General features: G+C 71.0%; 17 protein-coding genes. 10 read left to right on the top strand and 7 right to left on the bottom strand.

Annotation, left to right across the window (positions count from 1 at the left end; genetic code table 11):
* Positions 1-6: 6 nt before the first annotated feature.
* From araA to mmsB, 4 genes are read left to right on the top strand one after another with little or no spacing between them, the layout of a single operon-like run.
* Complete coding sequence (gene araA / locus ISP_RS23550) at positions 7-1,506, top strand: L-arabinose isomerase (RefSeq protein WP_013226247.1); 1,500 nt, start codon at positions 7-9, stop codon at positions 1,504-1,506.
* A 29-nt stretch (positions 1,507-1,535) separates the two neighbouring features.
* On the top strand, positions 1,536-2,642 hold the full coding sequence (gene chvE, locus ISP_RS23555; RefSeq protein WP_013226248.1) for a multiple monosaccharide ABC transporter substrate-binding protein: 1,107 nt from the start codon (positions 1,536-1,538) through the stop codon (positions 2,640-2,642).
* Positions 2,639-4,159, top strand: coding sequence for a multiple monosaccharide ABC transporter ATP-binding protein (mmsA, locus tag ISP_RS23560; RefSeq protein WP_013226249.1), 1,521 nt, complete (start codon positions 2,639-2,641; stop codon positions 4,157-4,159). Before chvE ends, mmsA begins: the two co-directional genes overlap by 4 nt.
* Positions 4,156-5,376 carry a multiple monosaccharide ABC transporter permease gene (gene mmsB, locus ISP_RS23565; RefSeq protein WP_013226250.1) on the top strand — a complete coding sequence of 407 codons (1,221 nt, stop codon included), beginning with the start codon at positions 4,156-4,158 and terminating at the stop codon, positions 5,374-5,376. The genes mmsA and mmsB overlap by 4 nt, the downstream gene beginning before the upstream one ends.
* A gap of 236 nt (positions 5,377-5,612) precedes the next feature.
* Here the strand turns inward: mmsB and ISP_RS23570 are convergent, their stop codons facing one another.
* Positions 5,613-7,058: a DUF1996 domain-containing protein gene (locus ISP_RS23570; RefSeq protein WP_013226251.1), complete on the bottom strand. Its 1,446-nt coding sequence runs from the start codon at positions 7,056-7,058 to the stop codon at positions 5,613-5,615.
* 249 nt (positions 7,059-7,307) lie between these two features.
* Between ISP_RS23570 and ISP_RS23575 the strand changes: the two genes are divergently transcribed.
* Positions 7,308-8,141: a substrate-binding domain-containing protein gene (locus ISP_RS23575; RefSeq protein ID WP_013226252.1), complete on the top strand. Its 834-nt coding sequence runs from the start codon at positions 7,308-7,310 to the stop codon at positions 8,139-8,141.
* Between the two features lie 135 nt (positions 8,142-8,276).
* Here the strand turns inward: ISP_RS23575 and ISP_RS23580 are convergent, their stop codons facing one another.
* The 3 genes from ISP_RS23580 to ISP_RS23590 form a co-directional block, all read right to left on the bottom strand.
* Positions 8,277-9,500: a cytochrome P450 gene (locus ISP_RS23580; protein WP_013226253.1), complete on the bottom strand. Its 1,224-nt coding sequence runs from the start codon at positions 9,498-9,500 to the stop codon at positions 8,277-8,279.
* Positions 9,501-9,596: 96 nt separating this feature from the next.
* A complete protein-coding gene (gene glpK, locus ISP_RS23585; protein WP_013226254.1) occupies positions 9,597-11,546 on the bottom strand; it encodes a glycerol kinase GlpK in 1,950 nt (649 codons plus the stop codon).
* Positions 11,547-11,556: 10 nt separating this feature from the next.
* The gene (locus ISP_RS23590; protein ID WP_013226255.1) at positions 11,557-12,324 is read right to left on the bottom strand and encodes an IclR family transcriptional regulator; all 768 of its coding nucleotides are present in this window, start codon (positions 12,322-12,324) and stop codon (positions 11,557-11,559) included.
* Between the two features lie 154 nt (positions 12,325-12,478).
* On the opposite strand from ISP_RS23590, the gene ISP_RS23595 reads away from it, so the two are divergent.
* From ISP_RS23595 to glpD, 3 genes are read left to right on the top strand one after another with little or no spacing between them, the layout of a single operon-like run.
* The gene (locus tag ISP_RS23595; protein WP_013226256.1) at positions 12,479-13,300 is read left to right on the top strand and encodes an MIP/aquaporin family protein; all 822 of its coding nucleotides are present in this window, start codon (positions 12,479-12,481) and stop codon (positions 13,298-13,300) included.
* 14 nt (positions 13,301-13,314) lie between these two features.
* Positions 13,315-14,829 carry a glycerol kinase GlpK gene (glpK, locus tag ISP_RS23600; protein WP_013226257.1) on the top strand — a complete coding sequence of 505 codons (1,515 nt, stop codon included), beginning with the start codon at positions 13,315-13,317 and terminating at the stop codon, positions 14,827-14,829.
* Between the two features lie 17 nt (positions 14,830-14,846).
* A complete protein-coding gene (glpD, locus tag ISP_RS23605; protein WP_013226258.1) occupies positions 14,847-16,535 on the top strand; it encodes a glycerol-3-phosphate dehydrogenase in 1,689 nt (562 codons plus the stop codon).
* Positions 16,536-16,544: 9 nt separating this feature from the next.
* Here the strand turns inward: glpD and ISP_RS23610 are convergent, their stop codons facing one another.
* A complete protein-coding gene (locus ISP_RS23610) occupies positions 16,545-17,423 on the bottom strand; it encodes an aminoglycoside phosphotransferase family protein (protein WP_013226259.1) in 879 nt (292 codons plus the stop codon).
* A 91-nt stretch (positions 17,424-17,514) separates the two neighbouring features.
* Here ISP_RS23610 and argG point away from each other — a divergent pair, with 91 nt between their 5' ends.
* Positions 17,515-18,960, top strand: a complete 1,446-nt coding sequence (gene argG, locus ISP_RS23615) for an argininosuccinate synthase (protein WP_013226260.1) — start codon at positions 17,515-17,517, stop codon at positions 18,958-18,960.
* Between the two features lie 49 nt (positions 18,961-19,009).
* Here the strand turns inward: argG and ISP_RS23620 are convergent, their stop codons facing one another.
* On the bottom strand, positions 19,010-20,017 hold the full coding sequence (locus ISP_RS23620) for a medium chain dehydrogenase/reductase family protein (protein WP_013226261.1): 1,008 nt from the start codon (positions 20,015-20,017) through the stop codon (positions 19,010-19,012).
* 78 nt (positions 20,018-20,095) lie between these two features.
* A complete protein-coding gene (locus tag ISP_RS23625) occupies positions 20,096-20,665 on the bottom strand; it encodes a TetR/AcrR family transcriptional regulator (RefSeq protein WP_013226262.1) in 570 nt (189 codons plus the stop codon).
* A 176-nt stretch (positions 20,666-20,841) separates the two neighbouring features.
* Between ISP_RS23625 and ISP_RS23630 the strand changes: the two genes are divergently transcribed.
* A complete protein-coding gene (locus ISP_RS23630) occupies positions 20,842-23,511 on the top strand; it encodes an AfsR/SARP family transcriptional regulator (protein WP_230468905.1) in 2,670 nt (889 codons plus the stop codon).
* Positions 23,512-23,815 lie beyond the last annotated feature (304 nt).

Raw genomic sequence — 23,815 nt, forward strand, 5'->3', positions numbered from 1 at the left:
AGAACGATGACTTCGGCATCGAAACCCCAGCTCTGGTTCCTCACCGGCAGCCAGGCCCTCTACGGCGAGGAGACCCTCGAGCAGGTCGCCGGCCAGTCGCTGCGCATCCAGCAGCTGCTGACCGCCTCGGGCGCGCTCCCGGCCGAGATCGTCGGCAAGCCGGTGCTGACCGAGGCCTCCTCGATCCGCCGCGTGCTGCAGGAGGCCAACGCCGACGCCGCCTGCGTCGGCGTGATCGCGTGGATGCACACCTTCTCGCCCGCGAAGATGTGGATCACCGGGCTCGACGCGCTGCGCAAGCCGCTGCTGCACCTGCACACGCAGCTCAACGAGGCGCTCCCGTGGTCCACCATCGACATGGACTTCATGAACCTCAACCAGGCCGCGCACGGCGACCGGGAGTTCGGGTTCATCCAGACCCGCTTGGGCGTGCCGCGCAAGACCGTCGCCGGGCACGTGTCCGACCCGGCCGTCGTCGCGCGGATCGACGCGTGGGCGCGGGCCGCGATCGGCGCCGACCACCTGCGGAACCTGCGGCTGGCCCGGTTCGGCGACAACATGCGCGACGTCGCCGTCACCGAAGGCGACAAGGTCGAGGCCGAACTGCGCTTCGGCGTCTCGGTCAACACCTACGGCGTGAACGACCTGGTCGAGCTCGTGGACGCGGTGTCGAACGTGGACGAACTGGTGGCCGCCTACGCCGCGGACTACGACCTCGTCGACGACCTGGCGGCCGGGGGAGCGCGGCACGAGTCGCTGCAGTACGCCGCCCGCATCGAGGCCGGGCTGCGGAAGTTCCTCACCGACGGCGGCTTCGGCGCGTTCACCACGAACTTCGAGGACCTCGGCGGGCTGCGGCAGCTGCCCGGCCTCGCGGTGCAGCGCCTGATGGCCGACGGCTACGGCTTCGGCGGCGAGGGCGACTGGAAGACCTCGGCGCTGCTCGCCGCGGTCAAGGCGATGGGCGTCGGCAAGACCCGCGGCACGTCGTTCATGGAGGACTACACCTACCACTTCGGGCCGGGCAAGCCGAAGATCCTCGGCGCCCACATGCTGGAGGTCTGCCCGAGCATCGCCGCCGCCAAGCCGTCCTGCGAGATCCACGCGCTGGGCATCGGCGGCCGCGAGGACCCGGTCCGGCTGGTGTTCGACGCCGCGCCCGGCCCCGGCGTCGTCCTCGGCCTGGTCGACCTCGGCGACCGGTTCCGGCTGGTGGCCAACGAGATCGACGTCGTCGCGCCGGACGAGCCGCTGCCCAACCTGCCGGTCGCCCGCGCGGTCTGGGAGCCGGCGCCGTCGCTGGCGACGTCCGCGGAATCGTGGATCACCGCGGGCGGCCCGCACCACACCGTGCTCACCCAGGCCGTGGGCACCGAGACCCTGCGCGACTTCGCGAACCTGCTCGGCGTGGAACTGCTGGTCATCGACAAGGACACGACCCCGCACGACTTCGCCGACCGCATCCGGTGGAACCAGGCCTACCACCGGCTTGCCCAGGGTTTCTGAAAAGGCTTCTGAGAAAGGAAGAAAGAACGATGAAGTTCACCAGAGGAATCGCGGCGATCGCTGCCGCGGGGCTTGTGCTCACGCTCTCGGCGTGCGGTTCGAGCCAGAAAACGGCGGACCAGGCGGGGACGCCGTCGGGCGCCAGCGCCGCGGGCAGCCTGGTCGGCGTCACCATGCCGACGAAGTCGTCGGAGCGCTGGATCCACGACGGCGACAACATCAAGGCCGCCCTGGAGAAGCTCGGCTACAAGGTCGACCTCCAGTACGCCGAGAACGACATCCCCACCCAGGTGAACCAGATCGAGAACCAGATCACCAAGGGCGCCAAGGTCCTGATCATCGCCTCGATCGACGGCACCGCCATCACCACCCAGCTGCAGGAAGCGGCCGACAAGAAGATCCCGGTCATCGCCTACGACCGGCTGATCCGCAATTCACCGAACGTCGACTACTACGCCACCTTCGACAACTTCAAGGTCGGCGTCGAGCAGGCGAACTCGCTGGTCAAGGGCCTGGGAGACGGGCCGGGGCCGTTCAACATCGAGCTGTTCGCCGGTTCCCCGGACGACAACAACGCGACCTTCTTCTTCAACGGCGCGATGTCCGTCCTGAAGCCCCTGATGGACAGCGGCAAGCTGGTCGTCAAGAGCGGGCAGACCGACTTCGCCCGCGCGGCCATCCTGCGCTGGGACCCGGCCACCGCGCAGCGGCGCATGGAGGACCTGCTCACCAAGACCTACACCGGTGGCGCGAAGGTCGCGGGTGTGCTTTCGCCGTACGACGGCCTGTCGATCGGCATCCTGTCGGCGCTGAAGAGCAACGGCTACGGCACCGCCGGCCAGCCCTACCCGATCGTCACCGGGCAGGACGCCGAGGTCGCCTCGGTCAAGTCGATCATCGCCGGTGAGCAGTACTCGACGATCTTCAAGGACACCCGCATCCTCGCCGACACCACGGTGAAGATGGCCGACGCGGTGCTCAAGGGCGGCAAGCCCGAGGTCAACAACACGAAGGACTACGACAACGGCAAGAAGGTCGTCCCGTCCTTCCTGCTGCAGCCGGTCACCGTGGACAAGGCCAACTACCAGAAGGAACTGGTCGACTCGGGCTACTACACGGCAGGTCAGCTGAAATGACCGAACTGCTCGGCATGCGCGGGATCACCAAGACCTTCCCCGGGGTCAAGGCGCTGTCGGACGTCACTCTTTCCGTGCGCCGCGGGGAAATCCACGCGATCTGCGGGGAGAACGGCGCCGGGAAGTCCACCCTGATGAAGGTGCTCTCGGGCGTCTACCCCCACGGGACGTACGACGGCGAGATCCACTTCGACGGGCAGCGGTGCGAGTTCGGGTCGGTGCGCGACAGCGAACGGCGCGGGATCGTGATCATCCACCAGGAACTCGCGCTGTGCGGCCAGTTGTCGATCGCGGAGAACATCTTCCTCGGCAACGAACAGCAGAAGCGGGGCTGGATCGACTGGAACCGCACCAACCACGAGGCCGGCGCGCTGCTCAAGCGCGTCGGCCTCGCCGAAAACCCCACGCGGGCGGTGCAGGAACTCGGGGTCGGCAAGCAGCAGCTCGTCGAAATCGCGAAGGCACTGTCCAAAGAGGTCAAGCTGCTGATCCTCGACGAGCCCACCGCGGCGCTCAACGACGACGACTCGGCCCACCTGCTCGACCTGCTGCGCGGGCTGCGGGACGAGGGCGTCACGTGCGTGATCATCTCGCACAAGCTCGGCGAGGTGACGGCGATCGCCGACACCGTCACGATCCTGCGTGACGGCAAGACGATCGAGACGCTCGACGCGGCGGGACTGACGGAAGAGCGCATCATCACCGGGATGGTCGGCCGCGACCTCGAGCACCGGTTCCCGCCCCGGGAACCGGACATCGGCGAAGAGGTGCTGCGGATCGAAGACTGGACCGTGCACAGCCCGACCCAGGCCGGCCGGGTCGTCGTCGACCACGCGTCGCTTTCGCTGCGGCGCGGCGAGATCGTCGGCCTGGCCGGGCTGATGGGCGCGGGCCGCACCGAACTCGCGATGAGCGTGTTCGGCCGGTCGTGGGGCAAGGACATCTCGGGGCGGATCGTCAAGCACGGCAACGAGATCGAGGTCCGGTCGGTGCAGGAGGCCGTCCGCCACGGCATCGCCTACGCCACCGAGGACCGGAAGCGCTACGGGCTCAACCTGATCGAGGACATCCAGCGCAACGTGTCCGCGGCCGGGCTGGGCAAGCTGGCCAAGCGCGGCTGGGTCAACGAACACGCCGAGCACGACACGGCCAACTCCTACCGCCGCGATCTGCGGATCAAGGCGCCGAGCGTGCAGAGCGTGACCGGGAAGCTCTCCGGCGGCAACCAGCAGAAGGTGGTGCTGGCCAAGTGGATCTTCACCGATCCGGACGTGCTGATCCTGGACGAACCGACCCGTGGCATCGACGTGGGCGCGAAGTTCGAGATCTACACGATCATCAACGAGCTGGCTGCCCAGGGTAAGGCCGTCCTGGTCATCTCCTCCGAGCTGCCGGAGCTGCTCGGGCTCTGCGACCGGATCTACGCGCTGTCGGCGGGCCGGATCACCGGCGAGGCCAAGCGCGAAGAAGCCACCCAGGAACTGCTGATGCAGTACATGACTAAGGAACGGGAATGACCACGACCGAAGCGCGGCCCGCCGTGCCCCCGGTTGAGCGCTCCAAGCGGAGGATCTCGATCAACCCGCGCCAGAGCGGCATCTACGTCGCGTTCGCGCTGATCGTGGTGCTGTTCGAGGTGCTCACCGGTGGCGCGCTGCTGGAGCCGCAGAACATCTCCAACATCATCGTGCAGAACAGCTACGTGCTGATCCTCGCGATCGGGATGATCCTGGTGATCATCTCCGGGCACATCGACCTGTCCGCAGGCTCGGTCGTCGCGATGACCGGCGCGGTGTCGGCGGTGCTGATGGTGAACTCGCACGTGCCGTGGTTCCTGGCCGTGCTGATCACCCTCGTCGTCGGCGCGGCGATCGGCGCGTGGCAGGGTTACTGGGTCGCCTACTTCGGCATCCCGGCGTTCATCGTGACGCTCGCCGGCATGCTGGCGTTCCGGGCCCTGACCCTCACGGTGCTGGGCAACCAGGGCATCGGCCCGTTCCCGGACGCGATCCGCACGCTGTCCAACGGCTTCACCTCCGGCTACCTGGGCAACATCGGCCTCGGCCCGCTCGGCGGCGCCGACCTGGTGTCGCTGCTCGCCGGCGTCGCCGCGGTGGCCGGGATCGTGTTCACGCAGTGGCGGAAGCGGGCCGGGCGGATGGGCTACGGCCAGGACGTCGACCCGTTCGGAGTCTTCGTGCTCAAGATCGCCGGCATCGCGGTGCTGGTGCTCGCGCTGGTCGTGCAGCTGGCCCGGTTCAAGAACCTGCCGTGGGTGCTCATCCTGCTGGCGGTGCTGGTGCTCGGCTACTCGCTGGTGGCCGGGAAGTCGGTGTTCGGCAGGCACATCTACGCCGTGGGCGGCAACCTGCAGGCCGCGACGCTCTCGGGCGTCAAGGTCAAGCAGGTGACGTTCTGGATCTTCGTCAACATGGGCGTGCTGGCCGCGCTGGCCGGCATCATCTTCGCCGGCCGGCTCAACCAGGCGGGCCCGACGGCGGGCGTCAACTTCGAGCTCGACGCGATCGCGGCGGCGTTCATCGGCGGCGCGGCCGTCCAGGGCGGCGTCGGGAAGGTGGTCGGCGCGATCACCGGTGGCCTGATCATGGCGGTGATCAACAACGGCATGTCCCTGATCGGCGCCCCGAGCGAGCGGGTGATGCTGGTCAAGGGCGTCGTCCTGCTGGCCGCGGTGGCCTACGACATCTGGACGAAGCGCCGCGCGGCTTCCTGAGCCGGATGTTTCGGAGGGGGGCTTCCCGCGGTGGCGCGGGAAGCCCCTTTCCCTTCTCTCCGTTCACCGTGTCGTCCCTCCAATCACGCATGATGTCTCCCCAGTCACGCGAGATGCCCGCCCGATCACGTGTCGAGTGTGATTGAGCGGGCATCATGCGTGATTGGGCGGGCATCACACGTGATTGAGGGGACGACACGAAGGGCCGCGCCGGGGAATCCGGCGCGGCCCTCCGGTCACTGCGAGCAGCGCTTGCCGGTGTTGATGCAGTTGACGGCCTGGTTCATCAGGCGCTGGCCCATGACGTTGGCGAAGTCGTCGTGGTCCGAGCGGGGGTTGTGCTTCTCCTGGGCGAAGGCGTCCACTTTGTACTGACCCTTGACCTGGATGTCGTGCGGGATGTTGTAGACCAGCTTGATCACCAGCTGCGGTACGTTCTGGAAACCCTTGGGGCACTTGCCCTGCTGGTCCGCGAACACGATGTGCGTGCGGTGGTTGGCGCTGTCGATGTTCTTGCCGTCCCAGCAGTTCGGGAAGGCGTGGATCCGCTCGACCTTGCTGTTCTGCGGGCAGATCGGGTAGTGGTCGGTGAGCCGGTCCTCGAAGCCGGTGCAGGTCCAGCTGGGCCGGGCGTTGGCCGGGCCGTTGGTGCTCTGCTTGGCGTCGCCGTAGAGGATGCGGAGGAACTGCGGCATCGCGACGACCTTGCTCGCGCCGCCGCTGGTGAAGGTGATCGTCGCCGACTGGACGCGCTGGATCTCGCCGTCGTTGTCGCCGACCTCGTTCTTGTCGTTGACACCGGGCAGTTCCGCCGGCTGGCCGTTGCTGTTCTGGCCGCCGTTGTCGATCCCGCCCTTGCCGTTCTGCTTGAGCGCGCACTGCGCGAGCCCGCCGAGGTTGGTCGGCTTCGCGGCCCGGCGGCCGATCGCGATGGCGATCCGGTCGATGGTGGACGCGCGCTTGTCCTTGAGCGGCCCGACGACGGCGTTCTGGATGTCCTGCGGCGTCTTGAGATCGCCGTTCGCGATCCGCTTGTCGGCCTCGTCGATCTGCGTGTCGAGCAGGTCGAGGTTGCGGTTGACCTCGTCCATCGCCTGGTCCGGGACGTCGGGCAGCTTGCTGGCGACGTCGGGGCAGTCGACCTGGGCGCTCGCCTTGTCCTTGGCGCTGCCGGCCCGGTCGGGCTGCGTGGCGGGCGGGTTCTTCTCGGCGTCGCCGGTGTCGATGCGGACGACGGGCCAGAAGTAGGCCGACTTGTCGCCGTTCTTGCAGGTGGTGCCCGCCTTCACGAGGCTCTTGTTGTTCGAGTCGGAGTTGGTGGAGAGGTTGCCGACGTAGTCGTGCAGGTGCTGGGCACCGTTCTTGATGCCGGGCTGGGCGATGAAGTTGTCGGGGTTGAAGTGCTGGTTCTCGTTGCGGCCACAGTCCACGGTGAACGTGCCGCGGGCGCCCTTCTGCTGCAGCGCCTTGTTCACGTTGTTGCCCGACGGGACCTTCGCGATGTCGATGAAGAACGACTTGTCGGCGGGGTCGGCGCTGGCCTCGCCGGTGCGGCCGGCGGTGGTCGCGACGACGATGCCGCCGACGGCCAGCGCGAGCGCCAGGCCACCGGTCGCGATCTTCGTGCGGCGGGTGATGCGATGTCTGCCCGTGGCGGGGGTGCGGGAAGTATTCCGGGCCATGTTCACCTCGTTCGGTTTTCCGGGCACGCCGAAGAAAGCCTGCGTGCCCGGGCTGGAGACGCGCGGAACCCGGGGAGCGGCACCGGGTCGCGGGTATCGGGGGATCCGCCCGGTGTCACTGGTTCCGGCATTGGGGGGAACGGCCGCGAGCCGGGGCCGGTTCAAGCCGCGATTCCGCCGTTATCGTTTCGTTATTTATGGAAGGTGAACAAAGTTCACGTCCACCCGTGTGATCGTTAACATCAACGCATGCCCGTGGACGACGCAGGTCCCGACGGCCCGCTCCGCGCGCGGGCCCTCCAGCGGCGGGGCACGCTCGGGGTGATCGCGACCGGGGCGTCGGCGTCGGGACCGGTGCTGCACGGCCTGCGCGCGGCCGCCCGCGAGCAGCAATACGTGCTGAGCGTCTTCAGCGTGTCGGTCAACAGCGGCGCGGCGGTGCTGGCCGCGGTGGCCGGCCTGCAGTTGCAGGGGGTGGCCGGGATCGTGGTGCTCGACGGGCACCTCCTGGCCGAGCTGGCCCCGGTCGCCGAGATCCCGCTGGTGCCCGCGGCGTCGACCGACCAGTACGCGGGGGCGCGCCGGGCCACGGAGCACCTGCTGGAACTCGGCCACCCGACGGTCTGGCACCTCGGCGGCCCGGAGGAAGGCCCGGTGGCCCGCGCCCGCGAGCGCGGCTGGCGCGAGACGCTCGAGCGCCACGGAGCGGAGATCCCCCCGGTGGTCCGCGGCGACTGGTCCGCCCGCTCGGGCTTCCGCGCCGGCCAGTCCCTGGCGGTCGAATCCGGGGTGGGCGCGGTGTTTTCGGCGAACGACCACATGGCACTGGGCCTCGTGGCGGCCTTCGCGGAGGCGGGCATGCGAGTCCCGCGCGACGCCCACGTAGTCGGCTTCGACGACGTCCCCGAGGCGGCGTACTTCGCCCCGCCGTTGACGACGGTCCGCCAGGACTACGTGGCGGCGGGCCGCCAGACGCTGGCCACCCTGGCGGCCCGCATCGACGGCCTGGCGGTGCCGGCGTGGGGAACGGTCGAGGCCGAGCTGGTGGTGCGCGAGAGCAGCCGCTGCCTCAAGGGCGCCTAGTGTCGCGCGTCCGAGGTGCGTTGACAGTCTCGTGGCGGTGGCTGGTCCGATGCAGTGAATGACTCATTCCTGGCGTCGGACGCCAGGAATGAGTCATTCACTGCATTGCCACGCGACACCAGGACGGCAGCCGCGTCAGCGGGTGAGCGGCAGGGCGGCCATCCCGCGCAGCGCCGGGTTCGGGCGCCGCACCACGTCGCCCTCTATGCGCAGCGTCGGGAACCGCTTTCCCAGCTGTTCCAGCAGCACGGTCATCTCGAGCCGCGCCAGTGCCGCGCCGAGGCACAGGTGCAGGCCGTGGCCGAAGAACAGGCCGCGGCCGGCGTCGCGGGTCACGTCGAAGCGGTCCGGATCCGGGAAGCGCGCGGGGTCCCGGTTCGCCGCTCCGCCGAGCACCACGACCATCTCGTCCGCCGCCACCTCGCGGCCGTCGAGCACCGCGGGCCGGGCGGCGGCGCGCTGGCTCATCTGGGCGGCCCCGTCCCACCGCAGCACCTCCTCGACCGCTCCCGCCGCCAGCCCCGGATCGCCGGCCAGCAGGGCGAACTGCTCCGGATGGGTCAGCAGCGCGTGAATCCCGTTGCCCAGCGCACCGGCGGTGGTCTCGTAGCCGCCGCCGAACAACACGAGGAGGGAATTGAGCACCTCCTCCTCCGACATCAGCTCCACCTCGGTGGTGGACCGGGCCAGCAGCGCGGACGTCAGGTCGGCCCGCGGTTCCGCCCGCCGCTGCGCGATCAGCTCGGTGAAGTAGGCGCGGAATTCGACGGCGGCCGCGTCGACCTCGGCGCGCAGTTCGGCCGGCATCGCCGGGTTGACCTGCCTGCCGATCAGGTCGGTGACGCGGCGGAGCCGGTCGTGGTCGGCCTCGGGCACGCCGACCAGGTCGCCGATCACGGCCATCCCGAGCGGGTAGAGCACCGTGCCGACGAACTCGACCGCGGTCCCGTCCGCCGTGGCGTCGGCGAAGCGGTCCAGCACCCGGTCGGCCGCCCGGCGGACCGCGGGCTCCAGCTCCTGGACGCGCCGGACGGTGAAGTCCCGCACCAGCAGCCGGCGCTCGCGCGTGTGTTCCGGCGGGTTCTTCCACGGCAGCAGCGCGGTCAGCAGCACCATGGCCGGGTTGTCGCGCCAGCCCGGTCGGTGCCGGTCGCGCCACTGCGCGTCGAGCACCCGGAACGTCTCGCCGTCGGCGAGCACCGCCTGGCAGTCGGCGAACCGGCTGAGCACCCAGCCGTCGTAGACCTCGCTGCGGAAGACCGGCGTCTCTTCGCGGAGCTTCGCGTAGATGGGGTACGGGTCGGCGAGCCCGGCCGGGGTGGACAGGGACAGCAAGGCTTCGTCGGCAGCTGCGGACACGAGTGATCCCTCCAGTGGCGAAACGGTGCCCGTAGTCTTCTCCCCGGCGCCCGCGCCGCGGCAGGGTCCGGACCCCGCTTCACCCGGATGGCAGGGTCAGAGCTTCAGCCGGTCACCGAGTCCGCGGATGTGGTCCACCCCACCGCAGTCCAGGTCGAGCTGGCGGCGGCGTTCCGCGACGAACGCCCGGCCCAGGCCCGTGCGGTCCGAAGTGGACATACTCCGGCGCAGTTCGTTCAGCAGCCCGCGTTCCTCGCCGCGCACGTGAGCGTCGACGGCGTTCTCCAGCCGCAGCAACGCCTTTTCGAAGTCGTCACCTTCGAGGACCGCCAGCAAGTCCTCGGCGAAGGGAGAACCCGCCGCGGCCGGGCGGACGATCCGCTCGGTCGCCGTCGTGTGGGCGACCAGCAGGGCCGACAGCTCCGCCACCAGCGCCGGCCGGTCGGCTTCGGCGTTGCGCAGGTCGCGCAGCAGCTGCTCGAACCGGCGGTGGTCGGCCAGCAGCACCTCGACCAGGTCCGAACCGGGCGCCGCCGCGGCCGGGGCCGGGCGCATCCAGCCGAACGTCAGCTCCACCGCCTGGCGCCAGTGCGCGTATTCGGAGTCGCGGCGGGCCGGGTCCATCGCCGGCAGCCACTGGCCGGCCCGGTGCCAGTTGCGCCGCAGGCCCTCCAGGTCCGGCCAGTACCCGACCGACAGCCCCGCCGCGTAGGCCGCGCCGAGCGAGACCGTCTCCGCGACCATCGGACGCACCACCGGCACGTCGAGGACGTCGGCGATGCACTGCATGAGCAGGTTGTCCGCGGTCATCCCGCCGTCGACCTTCAACGTCGAAAGCGCCAGCCCGGAGTCGGCGTTCATCGCGTCGACGACCTCGCGCGTCTGCCAGCCGGTCGCCTCCAGCACCGCCCGCGCCAGGTGGCCCTTCGTGATGTACGACGTCAGCCCGGCGATCACGCCGCGCGCCTCGCTGTGCCAGTGCGGCGCGAACAGGCCGGAGAACGCGGGCACGATGTAGCAGCCGCCGTTGTCCTCGACCGTCCTGGCCAGCGTCTCGATCTCCGGCGCGCTGCCGATCAGCTCCAGGCCGTCCCGGAACCACTGCACCAGCGACCCGGTGACCGCGATGGAGCCTTCGAGGGCGTACACCGCGGGCTCGTCGCCGATCTTGAAGCCGACCGTGGTGAGCATGCCGTGGGTGGACAGCACCGGCGTCGGGCCGGTGTTGAGCAGCAGGAAGCTGCCGGTGCCGTAGGTGCACTTGGCCTCGCCGGGTGCGAAGCAGGTCTGGCCGAACAGCGCCGCCTGCTGGTCGCCGAGCGCGGCGGCGATCCGGATGCCGGGGACCACCCGCGAAGTGGTGCCGTAGACCTCGGTCGAGGACCGGATCTCTGGCAGCATCGCGCGCGGGACGTCGAAGAACTCCAGGAGCTCGTCGTCCCAGCTGAGGGTGCGCAGGTTCATCAGCATGGTGCGCGAGGCGTTGGTGACGTCGGTGACGTGCACGCCACCCTCGGCGCCGCCGGTGAGGTTCCAGATCAGCCAGCTCTCGATGGTGCCGAAGAGGACGTCGCCGCGTTCGGCGCGCTCGCGCAGGCCCGGCGTGCGCTCGAGCAGCCAGCGGACGCGCGGCGCGGAGAAGTACGTGGCCAGGGGCAGGCCGCACAGCTGACGGACGCGGTCGGCGCCCGGCTCGCGGGCGAGCTGTTCGAGCATGGCGTCGGTGCGGGTGTCCTGCCAGACGATCGCCCGCCCGACGGGGTTGCCGGTGCGCCGGTCCCACAGGACGGTGGTCTCGCGCTGGTTGGCGATCCCGAGCCCGACGACCTGCTCGGCGGTCGCCCCGGCGTCGGCCAGCGCCTGCGGGACGATCCGGGACAGGTTCCGCCAGATCTCGGTCGCGTCGTGCTCGACCCAGCCGGGCCGGGGGAAGTGCTGCTGGTGTTCGCGCTGGACGACCGAGACGAGCCGGCCGCGTGCGTCGAACAGGATGCACCGGGTGGAGGTGGTGCCCTGGTCGATGGACATCACGTACCGCTGGACCATGCCCCTCCCTTCACCATCGGGACGCACCCAGGTCCCGCGAAACCGCCCGCGCCGCGTCGCGGACGTGGCCCAGCAGCCGGGCGCTCGGGCTGCCGTCCGGCTCGCAGATTCGCTCCACCGCGCCGGACACCCCGAGCGCGCCGACCACGATGCCGCCGTGGCCGCGGATCGGGGCCGCGATGCCGGCCTCGCCCGAGATCATCTCGCCGTTCTCCGCGGCCCAGCCCGCTTCGCGGACTTTGGCGCACGCGCGCTTGATCGCCGTCTGGGTGACCAGGGTCCGGCGGGTGTAGGCCTCCGGTTCGCCGGTGCGCAACGATGCCACGAGAGCCGTGTCGTAGGCCAGCAGGACCTTGCCCAGCGCCGTCGCGTGCAGCGGCAGCAGCGTGCCGACGTCGAGGGTCTGCAGGCTGTCGTCCGGCCGGAACACGTGGTGCACGACCAGCACCCGGCCCTCCAGGGGGGCGCCGATCCGGACCGCCTCGCCGCTGCGCGCGGCGAGGGCGTCGGCCCAGTTGATCGCCCGGGACCGCAGCTCGTTGACGTCGAGGTAGCTCGTGCCCAGGTGCAGCAGCGCCGCGCCGAGCTGGTACTTGCCCGTGTCGCGGTCCTGTTCGACGAACCCGACGCCCTGCAGCGTGCGCAGGATCCCGTGCGCGGTGCCCTTCGCCAGTTCGAGGGCGTCGGCGATCTCGCCGACACCCAGGCGCCCCGAGCCGCGCGCCAGCAACCGCAGGATCGCGGCGGCGCGCTCGATGGACTGGATCGGACCGGGCACGGCGCGACCCTAACCCGACCGGCCCGGATTCGACAATGTCGAACATCCACTCCGGCCGTTCGACAATGCCGACCGCCGTCCGTTGACCCGCCCGAAGCACGAACTTAACTTTCATCCACCAATAGGGGGACAAGGTCCTTTGTGGAGGAAAGCAATGGTGCGAAGCCTCAAAGCCCGCGGACTGGCCGGCGAACTGGCGGCCGAGTTCGTGGGGACGATGATCCTCATCCTGTTCGGGTGTGGCGTGGTGGCGCAGGTCGTCGCCGCGGGCATCGGGGACCACGACAGCATCGCCTGGGCCTGGGGCCTCGGTGTCACGCTCGGTGTCTACGTCGCTTCGCGGATCAGCGGGGCGCACCTGAACCCCGCCGTCACGATCGCCCTGGCGGTGTTCAAGGGCTTCGAGTGGCGCAAGGTCGCCCCCTACGCCCTGGCCCAGACGGCCGGCGCGTTCCTGGCCGCGATGCTGGTGCGGTGGAACTACACCGAGGTGCTCAACGCCAAGGACCCGGGCCTGACGATCAAGACCCAGGGCGTGTTCTCCACCCTTCCGGGTAACGGCACGCTCCCGGTGGGTGACTGGGGCGCCTTCCGCGACCAGATCATCGGCACCGCGATCCTCGTCCTGGTGATCTTCGCCATCACCGACCTGCGCAACACCTCGCCGGGCGCGAACCTGGCCCCGGTCGTCGTCGGCTTCCTGGTCGTCGCGATCGGCATGGCCTGGGGCACGAACGCCGGCTACGCGATCAACCCCGCCCGCGACTTCGGCCCACGCCTGGCCTCCTGGCTGACTGGCTACGACACGGCGTTCACCGACCAATACGGCTTCCCGTACTGGTGGATCCCGATCGTGGCGCCGATCGTCGGCGCGGTGATCGGCGGCGCGATCTACAAGTACCTGATCGAGCGGCACCTGCCCGCCGGGGACCCGCTGGACGCCATGCCCGCCAAGGACCTCGAGCCCGCCAACTGAGTAGGAGCACGACCATGCCGGACTTCGTCGGCGCCGTAGACCAGGGCACCACCAGCACCCGCTTCATGATCTTCGACCACGGCGGCAACGAGATCGCCCGCCACCAGCTCGAGCACGAGCAGATCCTGCCCAAGCCGGGCTGGGTCGAGCACGACGCCACCGAGATCTGGGAACGCACCCGCTCGGTCATCGCGACCGCGCTCAACAAGGCGAACCTGACCGTCGGCGACCTGGCCGCGCTGGGCATCACCAACCAGCGCGAGACCACCGTCGTGTGGAACCGCCGCACCGGCCGCCCGTACCACAACGCCATCGTCTGGCAGGACACCCGCACCGACCGGATCGCCTCCGCGCTCGAGCGCGAGGGCAAGGGCGACGTCATCCGCCGCAAGGCCGGCCTGCCGCCCGCCACCTACTTCTCCGGCGGCAAGCTGCAGTGGATCCTCGAGAACGTCGAAGGCGTGCGCGAGGACGCCGAGAAGGGCGACGCCCTCTTCGGCACCACCGACTCGTGGCTGATCTGGAACCTCACCGGCGGCCCGGACGGCGGCGTCCACGTCACCGACCCGACCAACGCCTCCCGCACCATGCTGATGGACCTCGAGACGCTGGACTGGGACGACGAACTGCTGTCGTTCTTCAACGTCCCGCGCCGGATGCTCCCGGCGATCCGGCCGTCGTCGAACCCCGGCTTCGGCACCACCCGCGCGGACGGCCCGCTCGGCGGCGAGGTCGCCATCACCGGCGTCCTCGGCGACCAGCAGGCCGCCACCGTCGGGCAGGTCTGCTTCCGGCCCGGCGAGGCCAAGAACACCTACGGCACCGGCAACTTCCTGCTGCTGAACACCGGCCAGGAGCTCGTCCGCTCGAAGCACGGCCTGCTCACGACGCTGTGCTACCAGTTCGGCGACGACAAGCCGGTCTACGCGCTGGAAGGCTCGATCGCGGTCACCGGTTCCGCGGTGCAGTGGCTGCGCGACCAGCTGGGCATCATCAGCGGCGCGTCCCAGAGCGAGAGTCTGGCCCGCCAGGTCGAGGACAACGGTGGCATCTACTTCGTCCCGGCGTTCTCCGGTCTGTTCGCGCCGTACTGGCGCTCCGACGCCCGCGGCGCGATCGTCGGCCTCACCCGCGCCACCACCAACGCCCACCTGGCGCGGGCGACCCTGGAAGCGATCTGCTACCAGACCCGCGACGTCGTCGAGGCGATGCAGAACGACTCCGGCGTCACGCTGGACGTGCTGCGGGTGGACGGCGGCGTCACCGCCAACGAGCTGTGCATGCAGCTGCAGGCGGACATCCTCGGCGTGCCGGTGTCGAAGCCGGTCGTGGCCGAGACCACCGCGCTCGGTGCCGCCTACGCGGCCGGGCTGGCCGTCGGCTTCTGGAAGTCGACCGACGAGCTCGAGCAGAACTGGAACGAGGACAAGCGCTGGACGCCGTCGTGGAGCGACGAGCAGCGCGCCGAAGGCTACGCGGGCTGGCAGAAGGCCGTTGGCCGCACGCTCGACTGGGTCGACGTGCAGTGAGCAGGAGGAGGAACACCGTGACAGCGCTTTCCCCGCAGTACCGCGCGGAAACGTTGCGGAAGCTGGTGGACGAAGAGGTCGACGTGCTCGTCGTCGGCGGGGGAGTGACCGGGGCCGGCGTCGCGCTCGACGCCGCGTCCCGGGGGCTGTCGACCGCGCTGGTCGAGGCCCGCGACTTCGCCGCCGGCACGTCCAGCCGGTCGTCCAAGCTGATCCACGGCGGGCTGCGCTACCTGGAACAGCTGGACTTCAAGCTGGTCCGCGAGGCGCTCAAGGAGCGGGGCCTGCTGCTGCAGACGCTGGCCCCGCACCTGGTGCGGCCGGTGAAGTTCCTGGTCCCGCTGCAGCACCGGGTGTGGGAGCGCGGCTACATCGGCGCCGGCGTCACGCTGTACGACACCCTCGGGGGCGCCCGCGCGCTGCCGCGGCACCGGCACCTGTCCAAGCGGGGCGCCTTCAAGGTCGCGCCGGCGCTCGCGGACGACGCGCTGATCGGGGCGATCCAGTACTACGACGCCCAGGTCGACGACGCCCGCCACACGATGACGATCGCGCGGACGGCCGCCGAGCAGGGCGCTTCGGTCCTGACCCGGGCTCGCGTGACTTCGCTGCTTCGCGACGGCGAGCGGGTCGTCGGCGCGAAGGTGGTCGACCGCGAGAGCGGCATCGAGTTCGAGATCCGGGCGCGCACCGTGGTGGCCGCGACCGGCGTGTGGAGCGACGACATGGCGGAGGCGGCCGGGATCCCCACGCCGTTCACCGTGCGCGCGTCGAAGGGCATCCACCTCGTGGTGCCGCGGGAGAAGATCGACCTGGACACCGGGCTGATCCTGCGCACCGAGAAGAGCGTGCTGTTCGTGATCCCGTGGGGCAAGCACTGGCTCGTCGGCACCACCGACACCGAGTGGGACCTCGACCGCGAGCACCCGGCGGCGAGCCGCGCGGACGTCGACTACGTGCTCGAACACCTCAACGCCGTCCTGCGTACCCCCGTGACGCACGACGACATCGAGGGCGTGTACGCCGGTCTCCGCCCCCTGCTGGCGGCGAAGGCGGCCGCGACGACGAAGCTGTCGCGGGAGCACGCGGTGGCGCACCCGGTGCCGGGCCTGGTCATCGTGGCCGGCGGCAAGTACACGACGTACCGGGTGATGGCCGCGGACGCGGTCGACGTCGCGGTCGAGGAGCTCGGCCGCCCGGCCCCGCCGTCGTGGACCGACCGGCTCCCGATCGCCGGTGCCGAGGGCTACCACGAGCTGTGGGAGGACCGGTTCGGCGTGGCCGCGAAGTCGGGACTGCCGCTGACCCGCGTCGAGCACCTGCTGCAGCGGTACGGCACGCGGATCTGGAACCTCCTCGAGCTGATCGAGGAGCAGCCTTCGCTCGGGGAACCGATCACGGAGACCTCGGAGTACCTGCGCGTGGAGGCCGTCTACGCGGTCTCCCACGAGGGTGCGCTGCACCTGGAGGACGTCCTGACCCGGCGGACGCGGATCTCGATCGAGGAACGCGACCGGGGCGTGGCGGCGGCGCCCGTCGTGGCCGGCCTCATGGCCCCGCTGCTGGGCTGGGACGCGCACCGCACGGACCGCGAGGTGGCGAACTACCTGGCCCGGGTGGAGGCGGAGCGCTCGGCCCAGGAAGCCCCGGACGACGCGGCGGCGAACGCCACCCGCCTCACGGCCCCGGCGCTGCTGCCGAGCTGAACCGTGTGCTCACGGGGCCGGGCGGCAGCCCAGCTCCGTGAGCACGTACCGGGCGTTGGCCGAGATCACCGGGTTCGTGTGCCGGTAGTACGGCAGCTGGATCACCGCCATCGACAACGCTCGCCCGCGGCCGCGTTCCCAGGTCGCGTCGTCGGCGCCCACGGCGTCGCGGAAGATCTCGCGGCCGGCTGCGGTCAGCAGGTTCCAGGCGGGGATCAGGTCGCATGCCGGGTCGCCGAGGCCCGCGGTCGCCCAGTCGAGGACCCCGCTCAGGCGGCCGTCGCGCAGCAAGAGGTTGCTCGGCATCAGGTCCGCATGCACCCAGCTCGGCGGCGCAGTCCATTGTGGAGCGGCGAGCGCCTCGGCCCAGACGGCGAGGGCCGCGGCCGGGTCGAAGACCTCGTCGGTGCGGCTCAGCTCGTCGATCGCCCGGCGGGTGGCCATGTCCACAGTGGACAGCGACTGCCCGCGGTAGGCCGGGGGACCGTCCGCGCGGTTCGCCCGGAGCGCAAGGACGAACTCCGCCAAGTCGCGGGCCGGCGCTTCCCGGCCTTCGAGCGCCGGTGAGCCGTCGAGCCAGCCGTGCACCGCCCACGGCCACGGGTACCCCTCGGCCGGTTCGCCCACCGCGACGACCGGCGGGACCGCCACCGGCAGCTCGCCGAGCGCGCTCAAGGCCCGGCGTTCCTTCGCGATGTCCGAGGCGCCGCCCGCGGTCAGCGGGAGCCGGACCGTCAGGTCGGCGCCGAGGCGGTACACGGCGTTGACCGTGCCGCCGGAAGCCAGTGCAGTGATCGGCCGGTCGGCCCACGCGGGAAACTGGCCGTCCACCAGGCGCCGGACCAAAGCGGTGTCGATGGCGTGTTCGTCGGCGTGCATCCGGCCCATGTGAGCACCGAACCACCCTCGTCAACGCCTTATCCGTGAGCCGAGGCACCCCGGATTGCACGACGATGCATCGCCGTGCATAATCATTCGCATGTCCAAGGTGCTCACTTCCCTGCCCGTCGGCGAGCGTGTCGGTATCGCCTTCTCCGGTGGCCTCGACACTTCCGTAGCGGTCGCGTGGATGCGCGACAAAGGCGCGGTCCCCTGCACCTACACCGCCGACATCGGCCAGTACGACGAGCCCGACATCGATTCGGTGCCCGGGCGCGCCGGCCAGTACGGCGCCGAGATCGCCCGGCTCGTCGACTGCAAGGAAGCCCTGGTCGAAGAGGGGCTCGCGGCGCTGACGTGCGGCGCGTTCCACATCCGCACCGGCGGGCGCAGCTACTTCAACACCACCCCGCTCGGCCGCGCGGTCACCGGCACGCTGCTGGTGCGCGCGATGCTCGAGGACGACGTCCAGATCTGGGGCGACGGCTCCACCTACAAGGGCAACGACATCGAGCGGTTCTACCGCTACGGCCTGCTGGCCAACCCCTCCCTGCGCATCTACAAGCCGTGGCTCGACGCGGACTTCGTCACCGAGCTCGGCGGCCGCAAGGAGATGTCCGAGTGGCTGGTCGCGCACGACCTGCCCTACCGCGACAGCACCGAGAAGGCCTACTCGACCGACGCCAACATCTGGGGCGCCACGCACGAGGCCAAGTCGCTCGAGCACCTGGACACCGGGATCGAGATCGTCAAGCCGATCATGGGCGTGGCCTTCTGGGACCCCGAGGTCGAGATCGCCGCCGAGGACGTCACGATCGGCTTCGAGCAGGGCCGGCCGATGACGATCAACGGCAAGGAGTTCGCCACCGCCGTCGACCTCGTCCTCGAGGCCAACGCCATCGGCGGCCGGCACGGCCTGGGCATGTCCGACCAGATCGAGAACCGGATCATCGAGGCCAAGAGCCGCGGCATCTACGAGGCGCCCGGCATGGCGCTGCTGCACGCGGCCTACGAGCGGCTCGTCAACGCCATCCACAACGAGGACACCCTGGCCAGCTACCACAACCACGGGCGGCAGCTCGGCCGGCTGATGTACGAGGGCCGCTGGCTGGACCCGCAGGCGATGATGCTGCGCGAGTCGCTGCAGCGCTGGGTCGGCACCGCGATCACCGGCGAGGTCACCCTGCGGCTGCGCCGCGGCGAGGACTACTCGATCATCGACACGACCGGCCCGGCGTTCAGCTACCACCCGGACAAGCTGTCGATGGAGCGGACCGAGGACTCGGCGTTCGGCCCGGTCGACCGGATCGGCCAGCTGACCATGCGCAACCTGGACATCGCCGACTCGCGGGCGAAGCTGGAGCAGTACGCGAGCCTCGGCATGGTCGGCGGCTCGAACCCGAAGCTGATCGGCGCCGCCCAGGCCGCGTCGACCGGGCTCATCGGCGCGATGCCCGAGGGCGGCGCGGAGGCGATCGCCTCGCGCGGCAAGGCCGACGACGTCGAGCTGCTCGACAACGCCGCGATGGAGTTCGGCACGGACTGATCCGCGAGCCCGAAGGCCACCACGCTCGCCGTGGTGGCCTTCGGTGCGTTCAGGGGACGAGCACGACCTTGCCGGTCACCGTGCCGGATTCGGCCAGCGCCAGAGCTTTCCCGGCCTCGGTCAGCGGAATCCGGGCGGCCACCTGCGCCTTGAGCTGTCCCTTCGCGGCCAGCTCGAAGACGGCCGTCAGGTCTTCGGCCAGGCGCAAGCGGAACCGGGTGAGGTTCCGCTTGCCGCCCCAGACGTTGTAAAAGTGCGCCCGGCGCCGGTTCGGCACCGTGTTCCACCACAGCAGCCGGGCGACCAGCTTCAGCACGGCGCGCTTCGGGTTGCCACCGGTGTTCACGGTCGACGCGCTGCCGTAGGCGATTAGAGCGCCGCCCGGGGCGAGCAGGCGGAACGAATCGACGATGCCGGGGCCGCCGACGTGGTCGAAGACGGCGTCGACCCCGCCGGGCGCCAGCGCGCGCACCCGCGCCGGGACGTCGCCGCGGTAGTCCACGGCGGTGGCGCCGAGCGCGGTCACGACGTCCAGGTTGCGGGCCGACGCGGTGCCGATCACCTTGATCCCGGCCGCGCGGGCGAGCTGCACGAGCGTGGTGCCGACGCCGCCGCTCGCGCCGTGGACCAGGATCGTGCCGCCGGCCTTCACCTTCGCCCACCGGTGCAGCATCTGGTACGCCGTGATGCCGTTGACCACGAAGGTTTCGGCCTCGGCCGCGTCGAGGGCGTCGGGCACGGGGACGAGGTCGGCGGCGGACAGGACGAGGTGGCTGCTCCACCCGCCGATCTTGGTCAGGGCGGCTACGCGCCGGCCGATCAGGGCGGGGTCCTCGGCTTCGAGCACCGTGCCGACGACGTCGTAGCCGGGGGCGAAGGGGAACGGCGGCTGGTCGTAGTACTTTCCGCGCCGCATCTGCTGTTCGGCGAACGAGATTCCACTGGCCTCGACGCGGATCAGGGCTTCGCCGGCGCCCAGGGGCGGCAGCTCGCGGTGCTCGACGCGCAGGCCGTCCGGCTCGACGAGGCCGGGGAGGACGATCTCGGTGACGTTCATGGTGCTTCCTTTCGTGGTGTGAGTGACTGGTCAATCACTCGACGGGCGAGAAAAACGGCCCTGGGCGGGCCGGGGTTTTCAGTTCTTGCCGGGGTGGCGGATGCCGGCGGACAGCACGGCGGCCCACTCGCCGGTGTGCTCGTCGAGGTCGAGGGTGGCGATCAGGTGGCAGAGCTGCCCGTAGGCGACGAATCGCTGCACCTCGTCGTCGGCCGCGCCGGAGCGCGACCGGGCAAACTCGGTCACCTTGGCCAGCCCGCGGCGGACGGCGTCGGCGATCTCGGGGGTGTCGGCGGCCGACTGGGCGTGCACCTGCAGCATCAGCAGGTTGCGGTCGGAGATCAGCTCCGCGTAGGCGTCGCCCATCTCGTACAGGATTTTCCCCGGATCGGCGTCTTCGACGCGGGCGGCGCCGTTCGAGAGTGCGTGGACGACGAGTTCGTAGCACCGGTCGAGCGCGGCGACGAAGAGGGAAACCTTGCCGGGGAACAACTTGAAGACGTACGCGGGGGAGATGTCGGCCCGGGCGGCCACCGCGCTGATCGGCGTGCTGTGGTAGCCGCCGCGGGCGAACTCGGCGATGGCCGCGTCGACGACGGCGTCCCGGCGGGCGTCGGAGGTGGAGAGCGTGGCACCGCGTTTCGTCATGTGAGTGACTGTACACTCACTCTTGCTCGCAAAGCAACCCCGCGGTGGCAGACGAGTGACATCCGGGTTTCCGCTGTCCCGGATGTACGCGAATTACCCACGGACCGCGGTGTCGTCCGGTTACAGTCCGGCTGCGAAGTTCCGCCTGGGGGCGGCCGTGGGAACGGGAGCGCGCGATGGGGCCTGAAGTGCGGTTTCACCTGCTCGGACCGCTGACCGTGACGGTCGGCGGGCGGGCGGTGCCCCTCGGCGGGGCGAAGCAGCGGGTCCTGCTCGCCCACCTGCTGCTCAACGCGAACCGGACGGTCTCGCCCGGGCAGCTGATCGACACGCTGTGGCGCGGTGATCCCCCGACGTCGGCCACCGCCAACCTGCAGACGTACGTGTGGCGGCTGCGCCGGCTGCTGCCCGACGGCGTCGCTCTGCGCACCCACGACCCGGGGTACTCGCTGGTCGTCGACCCCGGCGACGTCGACGCCCACCGGTTCGCCCGGCTCGTCGGCGACGCCGCCCGCGCGGCCGAGGACGGCTCGCCCGAGACGGCGTTGACGCTGCTGGCCGAGGCAGAAGCGCTGTGGCGGGGCGACCCCCTGGAAGACCTGCCGACCGCGGCCGCCTGGGACGCCGAGCTCGGCCGGCTCGTCGAGAACCGGCTGGCCGCCGTGGAGGAACGGCTCGCGCTGCAGGTTCGGCTGGGCCGGCACGACCCGGCGATCGCCGAGCTCACCGTGCTGCTGGCCGAACACCCGTACCGCGAGCGGCTCTGGCAGCAGTACCTGCTCGCGCTCGCCGGCGCGGGCCGCCGGGCCGAAGCGCTGCAGGCGTACGCGACCGCTCGCGAGCGGCTCGTCACCGAACTCGGCGTCGAACCCGGGCCGGAGCTGCGGACCCTGCAGGCGGCGATCCTCACCGGCGACCCGCTGCCCGGACCCGCACCGGTGGTGCTCACCGGCGCGCCCGGCACCGGCAAGACGGCGCTGGCCATGCACGTCGCCCACGGCCTCGCGGACCGGTTCCCGGACGGCCAGCTCTACGTCGACCTCGCCGGCACGGGCGCGCCGCGCGACCCGGCCGAGGTGCTCGCCGACTTCCTGCACGCACTGGGCGTCACCGGGAACACCGTGCCGCCCGGGCTGGGCCAGCGGGCGGCACTGTTCCGCTCACGCCTGGCCGGACGCCGGACGCTGCTGGTGCTGGACGACGCGGCGGCCGCCGCGCAGGTCCGCCCGCTGCTGCCCGCCGATGCCGGGTGCGCCGTGCTGGTCACGACCCGCGGACGGCTGCCCGAGCTGGCGGGCGCGAAGCACGTCGAGCTGCCCGTGTTCGGCGAGCGGGAGGCTGCGCGGCTGCTGGCCGAGCTGGCGGGGCCGGACCGGGTGGACGGCGAACCGGCCGAAGCGGCGGAGATCGTCCGGTGCTGCGGGTACCTGCCGCTGGCGATCCGCATCGCCGGCGCGCGGCTGGCCGGGCGGCAGGCGTGGAGCCTGCGGACCCTGCACGACCGGCTGGCCGACGAATCGAGCCGGCTGAGCGAGCTGCGCGTCGGCGATCTCGGCGTCCGGCCGAGCTTCGAGCTGAGCCTGCGTCAGCTGCCGCCGTCCGCGCGGACGGCGTTCGGCCGGTCGGCGGTGCTGGGCGCGCAGGACTTCCCGAGCTGGGTGGTCGACGCGCTGCTGGACCGCATGGGCACGCACGACGTCCTCGACGTGCTCGTCGACGCCAACCTGGTCTCGCTGACCGGGCGGGATTCGAGCGGGCACCCGCGGTACCGGCTGCACGACCTGCTGCGCTGCTACGCGACGGAACTCCTTGCGGAGGAACCACTTCCGGCCCGCCGGGAGACGCTCGCCCGGGTGCTGTCGGTGCTCCTGGCGCTGGCGAAGACCGCGGCGGCGGCCCTCCCACCGGCGTTCGGCGCGATGACCGGACCGGCGGTGGCCGCGGGGCCCGTCCCGGACCGCCTGGTGGCCGACCCGCTGGGCTGGTTCACGGCGGAGCGCAAGCTCCTGGCGGCGGCGGTCCAGCTCGCGGCGGAGGCGGGCCTGGACGAGCTGGCCTGGCAGCTGACGGCGGCCGCGGTCCCGTTCTACGACCTGCGCGGGGCGTACGACGATTGGCGACGCAGCCACCTGACGGCGCTGTCGGCGGCCGAGGCGGCGGGGAACCGCGCGGGAGCGGCGGTGCTGGCCCGCGGCCTCGGCCAGGTCCGCCTGTACCACGACGAATACGAAGAAGCGTCCCAGGACATGCGGCGGTCGGCGGAGCTGTTCGCCGAACTGGGCGACATCCGGGGCGAGGCACTGGCGGTGGCGGGCCTCGGCACGGTGGCCCGGGTGCGCGAGCGTCCCCGGGAGGCCCTCGGCTTCTACCGCCGTGCCTTGGCGGGCTTGGAGCGCGCGGACGACCGGAGCGGCGTCGCCCAGATGCGCAATTCGATCGGCTCGACGTACGCGTTGCTGGGCTCGTTCGCCGAGGCGGAGACGTGGCTGCGCCGCGCGCGTGAGCTGGCGCGCGAGATCGAGGACCCGCACCGGGAGGCGAAGGTCCTGACGGAGCTGGGCACGCTGCACCGCGAGACGGGACGGCTGTCGGAATCGTTGACGTGCTTGAGGTTGGCCTTGAGCATTTTGGAGGAACTCGACGACGAGAGGTGCAGCGCGTACGCGTTGCTGGGCATCGGCCAGACGTTGCTGGAGGCGGGCGAGCCGGTCCAGGCGCGCGGAGTGTGCGACCGGGCGTTGCGGGTGTTCCGCGAGACGGGGAACCACCAGGGCGAGACCACGGGTTTGGCGTTGCTGGAGCAGGCCCAGCGCCGCAGAACCCCCTCGGCAGCGACCCGCACCTGAGCGGAAGGCCCCTCGCGTGCGCAACCCGGGACTGGCGTGATCGAGTCCGGAACCGGCGTGAGCAGCCCCGTAACTCGCGTGTCTGAAAGCGGAACTCGCGTGATCCGGAAGGCATCTCGCGTGATTCGTGAGGCATTTCGTGTGATTGGCGGGGCATCTCGCGTGGTCGACGGAGTCGGCAGGGCGCCGGTGCGGGGCACCGGCGCCCCGCCCGCCCGCGCCGGTGGGGTTGCCCGGGGTGCAGCCGAGGGAGTTCGCGGAGGAGCCCGGGCGGGCGTGGGCGCTCGCGCCGGTCACGCGGGGC

Origin of the sequence: Amycolatopsis mediterranei (assembly GCF_026017845.1) — a bacterium.
GTDB lineage: Bacteria > Actinomycetota > Actinomycetes > Mycobacteriales > Pseudonocardiaceae > Amycolatopsis > Amycolatopsis mediterranei.